The sequence below is a fragment of the Haloarcula sp. CBA1127 genome (assembly GCF_001485575.1).
GTDB lineage: Archaea > Halobacteriota > Halobacteria > Halobacteriales > Haloarculaceae > Haloarcula.
On sequence record NZ_BCNB01000006.1, the window covers coordinates 719,933 to 736,591 of the forward strand.

General features: G+C 60.9%; 18 protein-coding genes and 1 pseudogene. 9 read left to right on the top strand and 10 right to left on the bottom strand.

Annotated elements, in window-relative coordinates; genetic code table 11:
- Nucleotides 1–8: 8 nt before the first annotated feature.
- Entirely contained in the window at nt 9–1,871 is a 1,863-nt protein-coding gene (locus tag AV059_RS08240) for a cation:proton antiporter (RefSeq protein WP_058993807.1), read from the bottom strand.
- Nucleotides 1,872–1,953: 82 nt separating this feature from the next.
- On the opposite strand from AV059_RS08240, the gene AV059_RS08245 reads away from it, so the two are divergent.
- Entirely contained in the window at nt 1,954–2,715 is a 762-nt protein-coding gene (locus AV059_RS08245; protein ID WP_058993809.1) for an alpha/beta fold hydrolase, read from the top strand.
- Nucleotides 2,716–2,724: 9 nt separating this feature from the next.
- Here AV059_RS08245 and AV059_RS08250 read toward each other — a convergent pair whose 3' ends face one another.
- Together AV059_RS08250 and AV059_RS08255 are read right to left on the bottom strand one after the other, a co-directional pair.
- The gene (locus AV059_RS08250) at nt 2,725–3,324 is read right to left on the bottom strand and encodes a hypothetical protein (protein ID WP_058993811.1); all 600 of its coding nucleotides are present in this window, start codon (nt 3,322–3,324) and stop codon (nt 2,725–2,727) included.
- Nucleotides 3,325–3,335: 11 nt separating this feature from the next.
- On the bottom strand, nt 3,336–3,638 hold the full coding sequence (locus AV059_RS08255; RefSeq protein ID WP_058993813.1) for a hypothetical protein: 303 nt from the start codon (nt 3,636–3,638) through the stop codon (nt 3,336–3,338).
- Nucleotides 3,639–3,796: 158 nt separating this feature from the next.
- Between AV059_RS08255 and hisB the strand changes: the two genes are divergently transcribed.
- The 4 genes from hisB to AV059_RS08275 all read left to right on the top strand — a co-directional run bounded on the left by hisB (nt 3,797) and on the right by AV059_RS08275 (nt 5,964).
- The gene (gene hisB, locus AV059_RS08260; protein ID WP_058993814.1) at nt 3,797–4,384 is read left to right on the top strand and encodes an imidazoleglycerol-phosphate dehydratase HisB; all 588 of its coding nucleotides are present in this window, start codon (nt 3,797–3,799) and stop codon (nt 4,382–4,384) included.
- Between the two features lie 75 nt (nt 4,385–4,459).
- On the top strand, nt 4,460–4,963 hold the full coding sequence (locus AV059_RS08265) for an ACT domain-containing protein (protein WP_058993816.1): 504 nt from the start codon (nt 4,460–4,462) through the stop codon (nt 4,961–4,963).
- On the top strand, nt 4,963–5,298 hold the full coding sequence (locus AV059_RS08270; protein ID WP_058993818.1) for a 2Fe-2S iron-sulfur cluster-binding protein: 336 nt from the start codon (nt 4,963–4,965) through the stop codon (nt 5,296–5,298). The genes AV059_RS08265 and AV059_RS08270 overlap by 1 nt, the downstream gene beginning before the upstream one ends.
- Before the next feature lie 63 nt (nt 5,299–5,361).
- On the top strand, nt 5,362–5,964 hold the full coding sequence (locus tag AV059_RS08275; RefSeq protein ID WP_058993820.1) for a YigZ family protein: 603 nt from the start codon (nt 5,362–5,364) through the stop codon (nt 5,962–5,964).
- A 6-nt stretch (nt 5,965–5,970) separates the two neighbouring features.
- Here the strand turns inward: AV059_RS08275 and AV059_RS08280 are convergent, their stop codons facing one another.
- From AV059_RS08280 to AV059_RS08295, 4 genes and pseudogenes are all read right to left on the bottom strand, one after another.
- The gene (locus AV059_RS08280; RefSeq protein ID WP_058993823.1) at nt 5,971–7,056 is read right to left on the bottom strand and encodes an aminomethyltransferase family protein; all 1,086 of its coding nucleotides are present in this window, start codon (nt 7,054–7,056) and stop codon (nt 5,971–5,973) included.
- A 38-nt stretch (nt 7,057–7,094) separates the two neighbouring features.
- Complete coding sequence (locus AV059_RS08285) at nt 7,095–8,321, bottom strand: carboxypeptidase regulatory-like domain-containing protein (protein ID WP_195156638.1); 1,227 nt, start codon at nt 8,319–8,321, stop codon at nt 7,095–7,097.
- Nucleotides 8,322–8,372: 51 nt separating this feature from the next.
- Nucleotides 8,373–9,317 carry a sugar kinase gene (locus AV059_RS08290; RefSeq protein ID WP_058993825.1) on the bottom strand — a complete coding sequence of 315 codons (945 nt, stop codon included), beginning with the start codon at nt 9,315–9,317 and terminating at the stop codon, nt 8,373–8,375.
- Between the two features lie 79 nt (nt 9,318–9,396).
- Nucleotides 9,397–10,608, bottom strand: a pseudogene (locus AV059_RS08295) (DNA mismatch repair protein MutL); the annotation flags it as partial.
- 254 nt (nt 10,609–10,862) lie between these two features.
- Between AV059_RS08295 and AV059_RS08300 the strand changes: the two are divergent.
- The 4 genes from AV059_RS08300 to AV059_RS08315 are packed head-to-tail and all read left to right on the top strand — an operon-like array spanning nt 10,863 to nt 13,245.
- Nucleotides 10,863–11,099: a hypothetical protein gene (locus tag AV059_RS08300; RefSeq protein ID WP_058997517.1), complete on the top strand. Its 237-nt coding sequence runs from the start codon at nt 10,863–10,865 to the stop codon at nt 11,097–11,099.
- Nucleotides 11,092–11,547 (top strand): hypothetical protein, encoded by a 456-nt coding sequence (locus AV059_RS08305; protein ID WP_058993827.1) that lies wholly within the window; start codon nt 11,092–11,094, stop codon nt 11,545–11,547. The genes AV059_RS08300 and AV059_RS08305 overlap by 8 nt, the downstream gene beginning before the upstream one ends.
- Nucleotides 11,547–12,134, top strand: coding sequence for a hypothetical protein (locus AV059_RS08310; RefSeq protein ID WP_154021013.1), 588 nt, complete (start codon nt 11,547–11,549; stop codon nt 12,132–12,134). The genes AV059_RS08305 and AV059_RS08310 overlap by 1 nt, the downstream gene beginning before the upstream one ends.
- Entirely contained in the window at nt 12,127–13,245 is a 1,119-nt protein-coding gene (locus tag AV059_RS08315; RefSeq protein WP_058993831.1) for a tyrosine-type recombinase/integrase, read from the top strand. The genes AV059_RS08310 and AV059_RS08315 overlap by 8 nt, the downstream gene beginning before the upstream one ends.
- 27 nt (nt 13,246–13,272) lie before the next feature.
- Here AV059_RS08315 and AV059_RS08320 read toward each other — a convergent pair whose 3' ends face one another.
- The 3 genes from AV059_RS08320 to mutL form a co-directional block, all read right to left on the bottom strand.
- On the bottom strand, nt 13,273–13,716 hold the full coding sequence (locus AV059_RS08320; protein WP_154021014.1) for a hypothetical protein: 444 nt from the start codon (nt 13,714–13,716) through the stop codon (nt 13,273–13,275).
- Nucleotides 13,717–13,833: 117 nt separating this feature from the next.
- Nucleotides 13,834–14,544 carry a hypothetical protein gene (locus tag AV059_RS08325; RefSeq protein WP_154021015.1) on the bottom strand — a complete coding sequence of 237 codons (711 nt, stop codon included), beginning with the start codon at nt 14,542–14,544 and terminating at the stop codon, nt 13,834–13,836.
- A 26-nt stretch (nt 14,545–14,570) separates the two neighbouring features.
- Complete coding sequence (gene mutL, locus AV059_RS08330) at nt 14,571–16,649, bottom strand: DNA mismatch repair endonuclease MutL (RefSeq protein ID WP_058993837.1); 2,079 nt, start codon at nt 16,647–16,649, stop codon at nt 14,571–14,573.
- Nucleotides 16,650–16,659 lie beyond the last annotated feature (10 nt).

Sequence of the window (16,659 nt, forward strand, 5' to 3'; positions counted from 1 at the left end):
CTGTCCGGCTAGCCGCCCTGACACAGTCTTCTGGCGTCCCGCATCGCCTCGTTAGTCTCGCAGACGAGTGTCAGGTTATCACCGCTGGCGAGGCGGAAATCGCTGTCGGGGACTCTGTCTGTGCCGTTGCGGCTCACCATTGCGACCAGACAGCCGTCCGGGAGCCTGTCAGCGGTTTCCTCTATCGTCCGGTCGACCAGCGAGTCGTTGCTGAGTTCGACTTCCAGTACGTCCCCCGTTCGACCGGAATCCGACAGCCAGTGAGCCAGAGACGGTCGCTCGACTGCGTCATCAATTGCGTCGGCGACGGCGAAGCCGGCGGAGATAGTCTCGACGTCAAGGTCCTCGAAGGCCTCGACGTTGTCCGGCTGGTTCGCTCTGGCGACCACGGTATCGACGTCGAACCGGGTCGTCGCTAGCTGTGCCACGAGCAAGTTCACGTCGTCGTCCGCGGTCGCGGCGACCACGACGGACGCCCGGTTCGCTCCTGCTTCTTCGAGGACGGTCGCGTTCGTCGCGTCCCCGTGAACGACACGGTGGCCCTCAGCCCGGGCCCGTTCGACCGTGTCCTCGTGGCTGTCGATGAGGACGACCTCCTCGCCGCGTGACTCGTACCGTACTGCCAGTTCCCGGCCGACACGACCGCCACCGACAATGAGTGTTTGCATGGGAAGGATGTCAAGCGCTTGCGCGAGGTGACGGGCCAGCCCGCCTTGAAACATGACGGTCGCGAAGATGACAAGAAAAACGGTCCCGACGAGGACCGTCGCAGCTTCGGGGTTCTCGGGACGCAGTTCGATGGCAAACAGCGTGGCGACGCTGGCCGGGACGATACCGCGCGGCCCCATCGCGCCGACGAACATCCGCTCTCGAACTGTCAGTCGGCCACCTAGCGTCGAGAGGAACACGCCAAGCGGGCGGACGAGCGCAGCGACGACGATGACGACGACGAGCCCGCCGACCCCGAGCGCACGCAGGTCGCCGAGTGAGAGCTGTGCCGCCAGCACGATGAACACGAACGAGAGCACAAACAGCGTAATACCGCCCTTGAACCCGGCAACCTCCTCTTTGTGGGGGATCTCGGCGTTCCCCAGTACGATACCGGCAACGGCGGCGGCTGCGATACCGGCTTCAGAGAGCCACATACTTCCGAGCGCGTACGCCAGCAGTGCCGCGGTCAGGACCACGACCCGGGCGTTCTGGAGGGCATTGTCCGCCGACAGGTGCCACCGCTTGAGCAGTAGTGCGGTGCCGCCGCCGACGGCGATGCCGACGACGTGGCCGACGGCCAGTCGGGCGACGAACGCCTCGATGACAACCACCGGCGAGGACTGGCTCGCGATGACAAACTCGAACGTCGCCACCGCGAGGATGGCGGCGGTCACGTCATTGATGATACCTTCAGTCTCCAGCGCCGCGGCGACACGGTCCCGAACTGGGACTACCTGCATGATCGGCGTGATGACCGTCGGTCCGGTGGCGATAAGCAGGCTCCCGACGAGGACGGCGACCGGCCACGTCGTCCCGAACACGACCTTGACGGCGACGGCGGTTCCGACAAGCGAGACGAACGCGCCGATTGTCACCAATCCCAGCGCCTCTCTGGACGCTTCACGGACGCGCTCAACAGTGAGGTGGAACGCCCCCTCGAAGACGATGATGCCGACGCTGAGGCCGACGATAGCCTGCAGTCCGGCCTGCCCGAATATCGCGGGGTCGACCAGCCCGAGCGCCTGCGGGCCGACGAGAACGCCGGCGACGAGCAGGAACGCGACGCTCGGGATCTGGAGCCAGTCGGCGACCAGTTGCGCGGCGACACCCAGGCTCACGACCAACACGACGGCGCCGATAAGTGATTCTGCACCGGACACGGGATTGGCAGCTCTTCGACAGCCAGCGCTAAAGACCTACTCACCGAAAGAGACACACCATCGGCGAAGGAACCGACAGCCAATGCCGACCGCACGCAACCGCGACGTGTCTCTCTACTACGAAGCCGACGGCGACGGCCCGACTGTCGTGTTCATCAACGACGTGGGGTACGGTGCGTGGCTCTGGGGCTGGCACTACGACGCCGTTGCCGGCCCCTACGAAACGGTGGTGTGGGATCTCCGCGGGACCGGCCGGTCGGACGCGCCCGCAGGACCGTACGATGTGGAAACACTGGCGGCCGACCTCGAAGCCGTGCTGGCCGACCACGGCGTTGGGAGCGCCCACCTCGTCGGGGCCGGCCTCGGTGGGATGATCGCGCTCGAATACGCACACCAGTACAGCCGCGCCCGCTCGCTGACGCTGTACTGCACGGCAGGCTCCGGCGATGCGATTGACCGGGACGCACTCGACGCGCTTGCGCTTGATGTCCCGTCGTCGCTCGACGGCGTGTTCTCGCCGGCGTTCCGCGAACACGACCCGGACCGCATGGAGCAAATCGCGGACTGGCGCGCCGAGGAGGACGCGACCGGCGCGGCTCGTGACGCGCAGGCCAACGCAATGACGGCCTTCGACGCGCCACCGCTGTACGAGATCACCCAGCCTGCCGAGGTGTACTACGGGCTGGACGACCCCGTTGTGTCGCCGGAGGCCGCAGAGTCGCTTTCGGCCGACCTCCCTCGTGGCACTGGGGAAGCTGTCGAGGGTCGACACTGCTGTTTCATCGAACACGCACCGGCGGTGACCGACCGATTGCTGGCGATGCTTGACGAGCAGACCGAATAAGTATATACGCTACGGCAGCAGGTCCTCGTCCACAAACCCCGAGCAGTCGACCGGAATCGCACGCCACATCTCGTGGACCGCACCCTTTGTCGTCCAGTTTTCTCCCTCCATCATCGCTGCACAGCCACGGCAGAACTCACCTTTCGTCAGTTCGCCGGTGTCGAACAAAACGTACAACAGGTACGTCGGCGGGACGACGCGGTAGCTCACGCCGGTCTGTTGCTGCCGTTTCTGGAGTCTGTTGCGGGCCGCCGCGTCGTTTATGCAGACGACCTGATAGGCAGATCCATACTGCTCGATTTCCGCCTCTATAGATCTCTCGCCAGCATCCTCACCGCTCGGTGCCGGGACCACGGTGACAGTCGAGAACGCCGCGTCGCTGTCGTCAAACGCTTCAAGAACGCGTTTACTGCCGTGATGGAGCCGGTGTTCCCTCGTCCCGTCGTGTGCGTATTCGTGATTCTCTCGAACGTGTCGCTGGAGTTCGGTTCTGCAGATATTGGTCGTCGTCAGTTTGAGCGTGGCCTTTGCTGTCGTCCAGTAGTCAGACACCGCGACGGCAATCAACGCACTCGTATCCGCGAGTATCGGGTGACGCGTCTTAGACATACGCAGAATCGTTACTGGACGAGGTCGCTCGTGTCGTCATCCACGGCGGACTCTATCTGTTCTGCCTCGGCCAGCATCGTCTCGAATTCGTCACCGAGCAGGACCCGAGCGCCATCTTCGCTGATTTCGCCCGCACGAAACTGGTTCCAAATCGCTAGCTTTTCTTCTGATTTTGTGACCTCGGGGAGCAGCGTCCGGAGCCCCTCGCGGGCCAATTTGCTCGTGTTCAACCCCTCGATACGCAGTGATTCCAGTGTCTCCAGAGCCTCGCCGACCTCCTTCGGTCGGAATCGGACGGCATCTGAACTTCCCATACGCCACAGTACGCGTCAGAACGGTAAAAGTTTACCACACCTACCACAGCTACCACGACTGAGCGTGGTGGACCATCTACCCTGGCTGTCGCCCGCGGAGGGGATTCCACACCAGTGTGGACGCAATCCACAAATACACGGCCTGATACGTGTCAAGTATGACTGACCGGACGGCAGCCGTCACGCGGACCACGGCCGAGACGGACATCGAGGTCACGCTCGACGTCGACGGCGACGGCGACAGCACCATCGACACCGGCATCGGCTTCTTCGACCACATGCTCGACTCGTTCTCGACCCACGGGCTGTTCGACCTGACCGTGCAGTGTGACGGCGATCTGGACATCGACGACCACCACACGGTTGAGGATGTCGCCATCACGCTCGGCGAGGCGTTTACCGAGGCGCTGGACGACAAGCGCGGCATCCGCCGGTTCGCCGACCGCAAGGTCCCGCTTGACGAGGCTGTTGCGAGCGTCGTCGTCGATATCTCCGGCCGGCCGTACTTCGCGTTCGACGGCGAGTTCTCACAGGCCTCTGTCGGCGGGATGACCAGCCACATGGCCCAGCACTTTTGTCGATCGCTGTCGATGAACGCCGGGCTGACGCTGCACTGTGGCGTCGACGGCGAGAACGCCCACCACGAAATAGAGGCGCTGTTCAAGGGTCTCGCCCGGGCGCTCGACGATGCAACCCGGATCGACGAACGCCGCTCTGACGTGGCGAGCACGAAGGGCGAGCTGTAGTCGACTGCAACGCGGGCCCGCCCCTGTTTCGACTGTTGCCGGCACCGATTAGTGGCCTCACGTCCACCACTCCGTATGTTCGATGAGATTATGCAGAAATTCGAGGACTCTCCCGGCCAGCAGGATGTCATCCGCTTACTGCTGGAACGGGGGTTCTCGGTCAACGAGGACGGCCGCGTCGTCTCCGGCGGCATCGAGATCCCGAACACGGGTATCGCCCGCGAGGCCGACGTCGACCGGCGCGTGGTCAACGCCACGACGGACGCGATTCTCGACGACGACGACCTGCGGCGCATCTTCCGCAACATCTCTTCCGTTCCGAGCCTGCTTGACCTCGCGCCGGTGCTCGACCTGCACGCGGTGACTGTCACCGTCCGGGCCGCCGACGAGTCCGGCATCGTCTCGACGGTCACCTCGGCCATCGCCGACCGCGGCATCTCTATTCGGCAGGTCTTGAGCGAGGACCCAGAGTTCACCGACGAGCCGAAACTGTACGTCATCACCGACGAGGAACTCCCCGGCGACCTCATCAACGAAATCCGCCGGCTGGCGTTCGTTCGGACTATCGAACTGGCATAATGGTGGCAACGCTCATCGTCGAGACGCCCACCGGCGAGACCCACGAACTTACCGCCGAACGTGGGGCTGTCCTCCGGGACGTGCTGCTCGAGGCCGACCTCTCGCTACACGGCCGCTACGCCACGCGAGTCAACTGCGGCGGCCGCGGCATCTGTGCCACCTGCGGCGTCCGTCTCGCCGAACCGCCCGACCCCGACCACTGGCACGACGACCTTGCCGACCGATTCGGCTACCCCCGGCTTTCTTGTCAGTTGCAGGTTCGGGACGGAATGCAGGTCAAGCTGCTGGACAAGCGGGTCTGGGGGTCCCGACAGGCCGACGACGAGACGGACTGACTTGATGCCGCACACAGGGAGCGAACGACAAACGCTATTCCGCCGCCGGGCGTACCCCGGCCCGTGACGGACAGCTATCGGACCGTTCCGGGCCGCGGCGAGGCGCGCTTCGAGGTGCGGGGTTCGGAGTTCATCGGCCACGTCGCCCCAGCGACAACCATCGAAGACGCCGAGGCGTTCGTCGATGCCGTCGGCGATGAGTACGCCGACGCGACCCACAACGTCCCGGCCTACCGCGTCCGATCCGATCCCTTTCGGGAGTATTCTAGCGACGATGGCGAACCGAGTGGTAGCGCCGGTGACCCCGCGCTGAACGTCCTCCAGCAACGCGACATTGAGAACGTCGTCGCCGTCGTCACGCGGTACTACGGCGGGACGAACCTCGGCGTCGGCGGCCTCGCCAGTGCGTACTCCCGAGCGGTGAAGGACGGCGTTGACGACGCCGGCGTCGTCGAGGAAGTACCCCACGAGCAGTTCACCGTGACCGTCGCCTACGACGACTCGGGCAGTGTTCGGAGCTTACTCGAATCGGCGGGCGTCGAGTTTGAGGCCGACTACGAAGCCGAAGTCGTCTTCGACGTACGAGTCGCTACTGTGCAGGGTAGCGAACTGCGGGACCGGATCAGGAGTGCGACCAGCGGGCGGGCCGTTATTGAACTGGAGTAATCCTCGCTACTCGTAGGTCGGCAGCCGCGCCGACTGCGCCGAGCCGTCGATAAAGGGCAGGTCGACCTGCTGGGCGCTGACCGGCTCGCCGTCGATGCGGATTTTCAACGCTGCTTCGGGCCGTTCCCAGCTGAGATTCGCCAGTGCAATCGGGGCTTCCCGCATCGGACTCTGTGTGGCGCGGGTCACGTCGCCGACGTGCTCGTCGCCGGCGAACACCGCAGCACCGGGGTCCGGGCACGCCTCGACGGCAAGACCGACCAATCGCTGCGTGGGGTGGCCCCGGTTCTCGATACGCGAGACGACCTCCTGCCCGACGTAACAGCCCTTCTCGAAGTCCAGGGCGTTCCGCAGGCCAAGGTCGTTCGGGAGCGCGCCCTCGATTTCAGTGTCGAACAGCGGCGTCCCGGCCTCAAGCGTCAGCGTCTCCCAGGTCTGGTAGCCGAAGGGGACGGCGTTGAGCCCGCGGTTGACCAGCGTGTCGAAGACAGCCTCGGCGTCGTCGGCGCTACAGACCACGTCGTAGCTCTCCTCGCCAGTGAGGTCGTCCGTCCGGATGACGGAGACGCCTGCGTCGCCGAGTTCGCCCCGCTCGAAGGTCAGCGGTGCCGGCGGGGTACCGGTCTGGTGGAGGACGCTGGCGATTTTCTCTGTCGCTTTCGGCCCGTGGACGCCGAAGACGGCGAAGTCGTCTGTCGCCTCCTCGAACTCGACGTCCTGGATGAAGGTCTTATCCGCCCACTCTGCGGCCAGTTCCTCGGCCTTCTGGGGCGGCGTGAACACAAGCAGGCGCTCGCCGGCGTTGTACACGTACATATCCGTGTCGACGCGGCCGTCGGGGTCAAGCAAGAGCGCGTAACAGCCCGCGCCGTCCTCGTCTGGCACGCGGTTCGAGACGGCGTTGTCAACGTAGTCGACGCAGTCCTCGCCGGTGACGACGATGACGCCGTAGCCGTACTCCATCGCGCCGACAACGTTCCGAACCGCGCGGTGGGTCCGCTCCGGTCGCCCGTAGTTGTCGACGACCTGCCGACCACCGACTTCCCTGAACGTCGCTTCGTGGGCCTCGTGAACGGACTCGAGAACAGTCATTGTACGGGTATGCGGCCCTCGTGGGGAAAAACGTCCCGTTAGTGCCGTCGGTGTGCGAGGACAGCTACTGCGAGCAGTGCGGCCATCGTCAGAGCGACGGTGAAGCCCGGACCGCTGCCGTCAGTCGTTTCGGTCGCCGTCGATTCCGGCGTCTGGGCCGCCCCTCCTGTCGTCGTCTCCTCGCCCGGTCTGAACGCGGTGACGTTTGTCGTCGTGGTGAGGTCTCCGGCTGTTGCGGTGAACGTGACGTTGCCGGCTGTAGGGACCGGTGCCGTTATCTCGCCGTCCGCGTCAGTCTGTCCGACCTCGGTCCCGTTTCGAGTCACTGTCGCGTTCGCCACCGGTTCGTCGTACTCATCGGTAACCGTGAGCCGGACGTTCGCGTCGACGACGACCTGTCTGTTATCGGGAGAGAGCGTAATCTCCGGAGTACGCCGGATGTCCACGTCGATAGACGTTTCGTCTTCAGCCACTCTGACGCGTCTCTCGACCGTCTCGTAGCCGTCCTTCGTTACTGTGACATCGTAGCGGTCGTTGACTGGGACGCTGACCGATGCCGTCCCGTCTGAGAGCGTTGGTACAGTTCCGTCGAACCCGCTGTCCGATTCGACCCGAACCGTCGCGTCACGGATCGGCCTGGAATCGTTGAAATGCTCGTCAACGACCGAGGCCCGCAGCAGGACCGACCCCTCGCTAATCCGGACCGTGGTCGTTGTTTCACCCGAGACGGGTACGGTGGTCAGGTTGCGGTAGAACCCCGGCTTGGTGACGATGACGCTGTACTCGCCCTCCTCGACAGGCTGTGTCGTAACGGTCCCGTCGCTGCCTGCGTTCCTGTCGACCACGTAGTTCCCGTCCCGATACAACCGGATGCGAGCGTTCTCTGCCGGCTGGCCGTTCACCGTCACCGCGTTGACTGTGGCCGTCGCTGACTCCGAGACCGCCACTTCGATGGACTCCGCCTCGGCGTCCGAAACGACGTACGGAACGTTTCGGACGTACTCGTCATCATGTATCTGGAGCGCGACGGTCGCCCCCTCGGGAACATCGATGAGCGCCTGCCCGTTTGCCCGCGTCGTCTCGTTGGACGGCCCGTCTGCGCCGTCGTCCCACGTCGCCGAGATATCGATACCACTGAGCGGGTCGCCGTCCTGATCGACCACGGTGACGGTGAGTGTCACCTGCGACTGTGCAACAGCCGTTCCCGACACCCCTCCCAGCAGTGTCAGCAACACAATTGTTAACACAGCACGATGACTGATCATACCTGATTGATAAATGAGTGGACATAAATCAGTACTGCCGGTAGGGACTCCCTACGGCCGTCTGGACTGCTGTGAATCGACGAGCCGCTCAACCTCGGACGGTTCGAGCGGCGTCAACGGCCCGGACAGTGTTCGAGACAGCGCTGCTGCCGCAACACCATGGAGCAGCGCTTCGTCCGTGTCAGCACCGGCGGCCAGTTGCTGGAGCACCGCGCCGATGAACGCCTCGTGTTGTCCCGATTCGTCCACTGCAGATGTCTCGATGGCATCCTGCTCGTGAATGACGCCGTCGTGATAGGCCACCGCGCCGTACTCGCTCCGAGTGAGAATCACGCGGGTGAGATCGTACTCCGTTGCGAGCGTGTGCACGACCTCGCGTGGACTCCCTGTCGTGTCAAACACCGCGGAAACCTGCTCTTCGGCGGCAAAGAGGGTGTCGACGGCTGGTAGCAGGTCTGCAAGTGCTTCGCGGGCATCTTCGGCGTCCCACAGTCCGGGGTGGAAACCGAGGTCGAACGCCCGCATCCCTGCGGCCGCTCTGAGCAACGCCCCCGTCGTGTCGGCGGCGGTCTCAGAGAGCGAGAGGGTTGCGCCTGACGTGAACACCACGTCCGCGTTCTGTATCTCGCCCATCGGCAGCTCGCCGGGCGTCACCGTTGCCATCGCGGTGTCGCCGCGGTCCTGTAGCAGCCGTTCGGTACGGGGTGGGTCGGCGTCCTCGTGGAACGTGAGTCCCTGCCGCCCAGCGTCCGGGTCTGCCCAAACAATGTCTGTTTCCAGACCAAACTCGTGGAGTTCCGCGACGACGCGCCGCCCGAGCGGCGTGTCCGGGACCTTCGATAGCCATCGTGCCTCAGCCCCGAGTCGGCCGGCCGTCGCCGCAACCCCGCTTGCGGTCCCGTCGACCCGAATCGACGCCTCGCGGGCTGTTTCGAACCGCTGTCCGCTTGGAGGAGCAAATCTGAGAGCAGTCTCACCGAACGTTACGAGTGACATACCGCGTGCATCGGGAGACGGAGGTTTAGTTTAATCGGCTGTATCGACTGCTGTGCCGGGGACGGGCCGTCCTCCCTCGCTATCGTCGCCGACCGCCGTGCCCGGGGTAATCACGCTCGAACCTGTCTTCGAGTTCTTGCCGGTCAATGTGAATGACCGTCGGTCGCCCGTGGGGACACGCGTAGGGGTTCTCACACTCATCCAGCGCGGCAAGTAGCTCCCTGACTGAGCCCTCAGTGAGCGACGTGTTCCCGGTCACGGAGGGGTAACACGCCAAGTCGCCGAGCAGTTCGTCGGCTGCTGCCTCCACCGTCGCCGCCGCTTCGTCGTCGCCGGCGACGAACGCACCGAGTACGTCCCTGACGATGTCCGGCCCGGCCGCATCGGCGATGACGCCCGGAAGGGTCCGGACCTCGACGCTTCGCTCACCTGTGCGTGCCGTGTGGAACCCCAGACTCGCCAGCGCGTCGCTGCGCCGGTCGAACACCTCAGCTTCGCGGGCGGTCAGTTCAAGTTCGACAGGGTTAGCAAGTGCCTGTGTCGTCGTTTCGCCTTCGAACTTAGCCTTGAGCCGTTCGTAGTTGACCCGCTCGTCGGCTGCGTGCTGGTCGACCAGCACGAGGCCGTCGTCCGTCTCCGCGACGACGTAGGTGTCGGCTAATTGACCAAGAATCCGCATCGAGGGCAGCGATTCGTGGGTCGCCTCCGGGTCGTCGCCGAGACGTGCCTGCTCCTGTCCGCCAGTGAACTTCCGTTCCCCGCGCTCTGTCTCTGTCCGGCCCGCCGCGGACGCGTCGGGGCGTTCACCGTCGCTATCTCCACCCGAAACGCTACCCCTTGTCTGTCGCGCCTCGGATTCGCCCGGCGCGTCGTCTTTCGCCTCGGCCGGGGAGGCCCGTTTCGTGTCGACTGATTGCTCTGATGGGGTCGTGTCAGTGGACCGGTGACCCGTTGTCTCGGTCTGGGAACCACTAGGTCGTTCTGTGGGATCAGTATCTGATTCCTGTACTGTCGTATCAGCACTGCTCTCCGCTGTTGTGCCGTTCGTCCGCGCTGACGCTTCTGTTTCGTCCGTGGTGTCTCGGCCGTCCGGATGCGACGGCTGCCGCTCGCTGTCGCTCGCTCCGTCCGCTTCCGGCGTTATTTCGGTTTGCTCGGGTGCTGACCGGCCACGCGGTGCTGTCGAGCGTAGTAGCCCCTCATGCAACAGCGCGTCCTCGACTGCAGTCCGGACCTGCTCGCGGACGCCCTCGTCGTCGGCAAAGCGGACCTCTAGCTTCGTCTTAAAGACGAGATTCGTCACCAATTCAGAATTAGCGGGAAACCGGGTAAGAAGAGACGAAGATAGGATTAATTCGAACAGATATTGATGGCAGAGTACTCGAAGAAGAGAAGAGATCAAGCGTCCAGTTTGGCCAAGAAAACAGACCGGTGGATTCTAACGTTCTGCCGTTGGAACAGTCCTGAAATACCTTTACAAGTACCTGTAAAGGTTATGTACGAGGTCCATGAAAACCTAATGTAATGGACATAGAACACCGCCCCATGCCAGGTGCCAACCGGGACGACAACTCCGGGAAATATACAGAGACGTACCCGTCTGACGCTTTTATCTCTGCACTGGAAGCAGAAGGTGGGTCAGCGGGGACACAGCCTATAGCGGACCGCGTTGGGTGTTCCTACGAAACGGCCTACAAGAAGCTGCGCTCACTGGCTGACGACGGCAGGATCGGCCAGCAGAAGGTCGGGAACGCGAACCTGTGGGAGATTGATAATGAGTAGCGAAAGCCATCTAACTCCGACGTATCCCACAGAGGAACAGTACGAGCGGTGGGAGCAAGAAGCAGATGAACTGGGGATGTCGATGTCAGAGTTCGTCGAGTGCATGGTGGAAGCAGGGATGAAGAAATTCGAAACCAGTGTCACGCCAGATGAAACGAACCAAGAACTCCGGAAACAGCGCAATGACCTAAAGGAGGAATTAGAACACGCCCGGAATCGAATAGACCGACTTGAAAACGAACTTCATCACGGCGAGCGAGGAGCAATCCACGACTTCGTTAGAAGGAATCCGGGGGCTACATACAATGAAATCGTTCAGCACGTTATCGACACTGCTGCCGGACGCGTTACTTCCTGTCTGGAGGGTCTAGAAGGTGAAGGCTTACAAGTGAAAACGGACGAAGACGGTACTGACCTGTACTACCCGGCCAACGGGGGGAGCGAATAGTGGCTCGGGGAGAGCACGACACGCCCGGACGACCGTCAGGGGTCGAAATGCGGGCGAACCAGAACCCAAAGGCTCGGATGGGCGTTTTCAAGTCAATCGACGACGTTCCTGACCGCTATCGCTTGTCGAATTACGCCGAAGAGTTCCGGGGTAACGATACGTGGTCGTGGTATCTCATGCTCCGCTTCGACGGGACCGTTAATCAGGCACAGGGAAAGCTGGGGAAGTGCCGTGCGGGTGAACTCGAAAGATGTGGTCGATACTTCAAGACGTTCATGCACCGGAAGCGGGACAAGCATCACGCCTTGGCCACACCCGACGATATCGAATCTTTCCTCTCCGAAATCAAGGACGGATACAAGAATCCGACCAAGCAACCACGGGCGACTTCGACTGTCTACGACACGTACTTTGCGCCAGTTAATCGGTTCTACGACTGGCTCCAATCGTGGGTTGACTTTCCCCATCGTCATCAGCCGGTGCTAATGGCGTGTGCCAAGGGTGGTGTCGCCCGCGAGTGCTGGGACTATCGGATGGGCTTAGCCGACAAGCAATTCGACAAAAAGCACGGTGATACAGATGAGTAGCGATAACCACGACAAACACAAACAGATTGCTGACCGCTTCGGTCGTACAACTGACCCGTTAGCCGAGTACAACGAGGGTTTCTGGGCCATGGAGACGGAAGATGGCGTTGACCCATTCCAGCTATTCCTCGATGAATACGTGAGAAACCGCGACCACTCCGACGATTATATCAAAAACCGGGAGCGGCACGTCCGGCAATTCCGGGACTTCATGACGGAACATTACGACCGGCATCCCGCGTGCGCGTCGTCTCGACACGCGATGGAGTGGGCGAAGGCGTTTCTCAACGACGGCCTTAGCAAAAGGACCGTTGCGAAGAAGCTGTCCACGCTACAGCTTGCCTACACCTACTTCGGGAACGAACCGAACTTCCCGCACAAGACGGACTTCAACCCCTTCGGGTCAGCTAAAGGTAAAATCGACCTCAGCAAAGAGTCACCAAAAGACCCGTATCCTATCCCACTCCCGGAACTTCGAGACGTGATTCGGGATGACATTCGTCACATCCGAGACCGCGCACTCATCGTTACCGGGTTCAAGACACTCCTCCGTGCGTCAGAAGTCTGTAACATCAGGCTCAGCGAGGTTCACATTGCCAACTCTGAGCTACAGAACCACTATCCAGAATTGGGTACACACCCGGCGCTTGATGGTCGTCCAAACGCGGTCTACGTCCCTCACGACCGGGACCGGAACAAACGGGAACGGCCGACAATCATCCCATTAGATGACGAATTACGGCGCATCCTTCTTCAATACTTACTGGTGCGGCCTGACAACGACGAGTCGTGGCTGTTCCTGAGTAAGACAAAGGGACGGAAGATGGACCACACGAACGTTAACGACCGTTGGAAAGAGTATTTCCGCCCGCGATACGGCCCGACTGACCGATTCCGGGGAGTGTCCTCTCACTACGGCCGTCATTTCGGAACGACCTGGTTCAAAGTCGAACAGAACTGGCCCCGCGACCTCGTCAAGTACCTGCGCGGCGATAAGCAAAGTGGTGGGAAAATCCGTTCGACCCGTGACGCTATCGACTCCTATATTCACACCTACTACGAGGACATCGAAGACCGCTATCGAGGCGAAGTCTTCAAATTCCGAATCTAACCCGGCTATCGTTCCTATCAGTGCCCATTATCCGTCGGTCCCATATTCTACCCTGTTGGGGATATTCTGACGCACAGTATCGACTTCGGCCCACATTTCATCTTCAATTTCTTTCAGTTCTGACCCACTGCTGCGATTGTCCCGTTCCAATAATAAGGCCGCATACCGGTAACTTGCTGATATCTGCTGAAGTGCCGATACAACGTCTTCGTCAACGTCTAAGAAGTTCCCCTTTGCAGCGTGTTCCTCAAGCTTCGAAGCCCGATTTCGAAGTACCTGCTCGGAAGGACCTTCAGTAGACCCTTCACTTAGGATTTCGTTCGACCAATCCCTTTCAGCCAGTTCAGCTTGGACTCCAGCTTCGACATACCACTTTTCCACATCCCTTTGACGGTCTTCCTCAACCCGCTTATCAACGGTATGCCGCGCAACAAATAGTGACACTAGGCCGCTTATTCCGATTGTTCCCACGTCAATTGCCCATCCAGGAATCATGTTATATCGACAATTCGAAAGCTGTTGTTTATTATGTTACTACTTCGGAGCATCAAAGACATAGAATCTGGACAAAAATGCACCAGTCTGAATCTAATCTTGTTCAGTGTCCGCTCGATTCGCTTTGTAGCTATCTTCGATTTCAATGTATTCGTCAGCACTCAGTTCTTTAAGAACCGTCTTCTTGCGCTCGGCTAATTCCTCCGTCAGGTTTTGCAAACGGCTAATGTAGTAATCATAGGAAAAGTCTGAATCGTCACTATCTTGTTCAACTTCCTGCTCGGCAGCTTCAACCGCCTTTTCCATCACTCTCTTTACTTGTTCAAGAATGCGGTAGAATTGAATCACAGCGTCGATTTGTTCCGGTTCAAGTTCCCCCAGTTTGTCAGCGTTTGAATCATAAACCGGTGTCCCGTAATTGATTTCATTAGCCTGCCTACCTGCCTCGGTAAGCGATTTCTTTTTTGTTTGGTCTATTTCGAACGCTTCGCGTATTTGTTCATCAGATACCCGTTCTTCAAGTTCGTCAGGTATCATCACGTTCTTTACCGTCGATATTACCACTCCCAGGTCATCTTCTCCCGTTTCAAGAAGCTGAGATATGATGTGTATTTGCTTGACTTGAAGAGAATCAATTTCACTGATTAACGCCCGCCGTATCCGTCTTTGACGTTCACGCGAGTTTCGTTTATCAGACCGATATATTGCAAAGTACGATATGAATCCTCCAAGCAAGGCCGAAAGAAAGGTCGATATTGGAAGGTTTGATAGCGTAGACCAAACTCCTGAAATGTTGCCGAACATTGGCACCCAGTTTTAACCGTCGGATGTTAATGCCCAGGATAATCCCGTTCGAACCGGTCGCCGATCTCGTCCGAGTCGATATGGATGAGTACCGGTCGACCATGCGGGCACGCCCACGGATTTTCACACTCGTCAAGGGCCGACAGGAGGTCCACCACGGACCCATCTGTAAGGGATGTGTTACCCGTAATCGAGGGGTAGCAGGCCATATCTGATAATAATTCGTCGGCAACCGCTTCGACAGTCTGTTTCGCTGCGTCTTCCCCAGTAACGAACTCCAACAACACGTCCCGAATGATCTCGGGGCCAGCGGCATCGGCGATGATACCCGGAAGCGTCCGAACTTCCACAATTTCGTCACCCGTCCGCGCGGTGTGGAAACCGAGGCTTGCCAGTGCATCACTCCGGGCCTCAAAAACGGACATTTCGCGGGCAGTGAGTTCGATTTCGACCGGGTCCGCTAACGCCTGCGTTGTCGTTTCGCCTTCGAAGCGTTGCTTTAGCCGTTCGTAGTTGATTCTTTCGTCAGCGGCGTGTTGGTCGATGAGAATTAACCCGTCGTCAAATTCGGCGACAATGTACGTGTCGTGTAGTTGCCCCAAGACTCGAAGGTCTGGGAACGTATCGAACCCCGTTGTTTCGTGAGCATCTTCACCGCTCAGCGTCTTCTGGGTGTTCGGTTCGGTTGTAGTGGGAGACCGTTCCCGTTGTTCGTGTGGCGTCGATGACGTTGTGGAGTCTGTGGTAGATGACTCCAAGCGGGAGGGTGGCGACGACTCGACAGTCGAATCCGACGACGGCTGAGACGGTGTAGCTGGCGTGTCTGAGGTATCCGTAGTTGATGTCGGTGAAGACTCAATTCGAGAGGACTCTGTAGAGTCTGACTGTCCCGTATCTCCTCTCTGTGCCGCCTCATCTGTTCTATTCACCGTTCCCGTTGTATCGTCAGGCACCTCTGTATCGGCTGTCTCAGCGGCGGAATCAGCAGCGTTTTCAGAGACAGGCGACGGGTCAATCTCCGTCTGTTCAGGGGCGCTCCGACCGCGTGGAGCGGACGAGCGAAGAAGGCCCTCTTCTTGAAGTGCGTCTTCGACGGCGGTACGAACTTGTCGCTCGACGGCATCTGATTTAACCCATCTCACCTCCATTTTCCGGGGGTGGACGTTCACGTCCACGTCGCCTGCGGGGACATCCAGAAAGAGGACGGCGAAGGGGTAGCGGTCCGGCGCGATTTGGGTACCGTAGGCGTCGATAACGGCGTCCCGGACGGTACCGGCCCTGACGTAGCGACCGTTAACGTACGTCGAGAGGTACTCACGGCCGGCGCGATTCGTCTCGGGGTGGGACACGAGGCCGTGGACGCCGTTAAGCGGTCCATCGGGGAAACTGTCCGTCCCGTCGCCGCTCCCTGTTGCCTCCGAGCCTGCACTGACCGAAATCATCGACTCGGCGACTTCCCGGCCGTAGACGGACATTACTGTCTCGCGCAAGTCACCCTGGCCGGTCGTCGAGAACGTCTCACGGTCGCCGTGGGTCAGCGAGACCGCCACGTCCGGGTTAGCCAGCGCGTAGCTGGCGACGACGGTGTTGACATGCGCGAATTCCGTCGACTCCTGCTTGAGGTATTTCCGGCGGGCTGGGACGTTATAGAAGAGGTCTTCGACCGCCATCGTCGTCCCCTCCGGACAGCCGGCGGGGCCGACTGCCGTGACGTCACCGCCTTCGAGTACCAGTTCGGTTCCCACGTCGCCGCCGCGGGGTCTGGTCCGTATCGTCAGCCGTGAGACCGCCCCGATCGCGTGCAGCGCCTCGCCGCGGAACCCGAGCGTTCCCACGCCACCCTCTAGATCTGCAATGTCGCGGATTTTCGACGTGGTGTGTTCCTCGACGGCCGTCTCGACAGCCTCGCGGTCCATCCCGACGCCGTCGTCCGTGACGCGAATCCCGTCGGTTCCGCCGGCTTCGACGACGACATCGACCCGGCTTGCGTCGGCGTCGATCGCGTTCTCGACCAGTTCCTTGACGACGGAGGCCGGTCGCTCGACCACCTCGCCGGCTGCGATGCGTTCGACGGTCTGGTCGTCGAGTCGCTGGATATCGGTCATACGTGCCTCC